This is a genomic window from Streptococcus sp., from assembly GCF_019414905.1.
Lineage (GTDB): Bacteria > Bacillota > Bacilli > Lactobacillales > Streptococcaceae > Streptococcus.
In genome coordinates, this window is sequence record NZ_DXLC01000244.1 from 1 (window position 1) to 2288 (window position 2288).

The following is a 2288-nucleotide window of genomic DNA, read 5'->3' on the forward strand; positions in this document are numbered from 1 at the left end:
GGTTCTACAATATCGATTTGCTCCAGTTCAGGATAGAGGGTTAATACTTGAGCAACACCGCCGTCACCACCCCCAATAACCAAGACTTTCTTTGGATTTGGGTGGACAGCCATGGGAACGTGGACCGTCATTTCGTTGTAGACAAAATCATCCGCATCTGAGAACAAGACATGACCATTTAAAATCAGTATTTTCCCAAAAGCTGGCGTATCCAAGACTTCGATATCCTGCCATTCACTTTTTCCAGCGTAGAGTTGCTTGGCTGTTCTCAGGGACAATTTGACATCTGGAGTATGAACTTCAGAAAACCATAAATCCATCTAGTTCTCCTTTCTCTTAATGACGTTGATGTGATTGACCTCAGGATCTTCCGTCCCTTGGAGGGAACAACCACGTTCCTTGGCAAATTGGATATAATCGACAATTTCTCGTGTAATGCGTTCTCCAGGAGCCAAGATAGGAATTCCTGGAGGATAGCACATGACAAATTCTCCACAAACTTGTCCAATAGACTCATCCAAGGTTAAACTTTTTCTTTCTGAATAGAAGGCTTCTTGTGGAGACAGCACTAACTCGGGCTGAATATATTCTCCTGCTATCAAGTCCTTCCCATCTCGTGAGTATAGTCTCTTGATATCAGCTAAAGCACCGACCAAGCGCTCGATGTCTTGGATACGGTCACCAATCGAAATATAGGCCAAGATATTGCCAATATCACCAAACTCAATCTGAATGTCGTATTCGTCTCGTAAGAGGTCATAAACCTCGATACCTGTTAAGCCAATACCCTGAGTGTAAACTGACAGCTTGGTCACGTCAAAATCGCAAACCGAAACACCGTCTATTAACTCTTTTGAATAGGCATAGTAGCCACCGATGGCATTGATTTCACGGCGGGCATACTCGGATAGCTCAATGACCTTCTCAAACGACTCTTTACCACGAAGGGCCAAGTTGCGACGTGAAATATCTAAACTAGCCATCAACAAGTAAGAGGCGGATGTTGACTGGGTAAGATTGATAATCTGACGAACGTACTCAGGATTCATCTGCTCCCCGATAAGTAAAATGGAGCTTTGGGTCAAACTCCCACCAGACTTATGCATGGAAACTGCTGCCATATCAGCGCCTGCATCCATAGCAGAAATTGGAAGTTTATCAGTAAAATGTAAGTGTGCTCCGTGGGCTTCATCTACTAAAACCATCATGCCAGCTTCATGAGCCATTTTTGTCAATCCCTTTAGGTCTGAACAGATTCCGTAGTAAGTAGGATTGTTAATCAAAATGGCCTTGGCATCTGGATGGTCCTTTATGGCCTGGGCTACTCGGTCATTTTCAAGACCTAAAGCGATACCAATCTTAGGATCTACACTCATCTCGATATAGATGGGAATGGCACCACATAGAACCAGCGCATTGATAGCAGATTTGTGGACATTACGTGGCAGAATAATCTTATCTCCAGCCTTGCAGGTTGACAGAATCATAGTTTGTACCGATGAAGTTGTTCCCCCAATCATGAGAAAGGCATGGGCTGCTCCAAAAGCATCAGATGCCAGCTCCTCTGCATCCCGAATAATCGAAATGGGATGGCCTAAATTATCCAAGGGTTTCATCGAATTAACATCAATACCTACACATTTTTCTCCTAAGAGTTCGACAAGTTCTGGATTTCCTCGTCCACGCTTGTGACCTGGAACATCAAAGGGAACAATCCTTTTCTTGCGTAACTTCACCAAGGCCTCATAAATTGGGGCTTGGTTTTGATCTAACTCTTTCAAGACATACTCCTTTCAATATTTTTAGGACCTTATGAAAACTAAGGAACTAAAGGTTGACTCATGAAAAAAGAGCAGGATTTCACCTGCTCTGCAATCTTCTGACGTTTTTATGTTTGTTTCTGTTGAGTATGTCTGTTCCCGATGTTTCCTAACTCTCTAGTAGCAAATATTACGTACTTTATTGATCGTTTCACAAGATGACGTGTGCTTTCACCACACTAAAAATTTATGAATTAGGACAAACGTCCTAACATCAACTTATAAAAGTAGGCTTTTAACCCTATCAATAATGTGGTTTTTCAACCACGCTTCGGCATTCAACCCTGCCTGTCCGTAGGCATTTTTTACTCGGGTTTATATTTGCTAGAAAACATCATCTCATTTTCTAAGCTCCATTACTATATCATGTTTCCAAGAACTTGTAAAGCTTTTTACGAAAAAAATATAAAAAAGTTCGCAAAATATTTGGATTTTATTTGATTTGATACTAATTATTCTTTTGTAAAC

General features: G+C 41.4%; 1 protein-coding gene and 1 pseudogene. Both read right to left on the minus strand.

Features of this window, described 5'->3' with window-relative positions:
* Positions 1-320, minus strand: a pseudogene (locus tag QZ359_RS07400) (spermidine synthase); the annotation flags it as partial.
* Positions 321-1781: an aminotransferase class I/II-fold pyridoxal phosphate-dependent enzyme gene (locus tag QZ359_RS07405; RefSeq protein ID WP_293965085.1), complete on the minus strand. Its 1461-nt coding sequence runs from the start codon at positions 1779-1781 to the stop codon at positions 321-323.
* Positions 1782-2288: the final 507 nt, after the last annotated feature.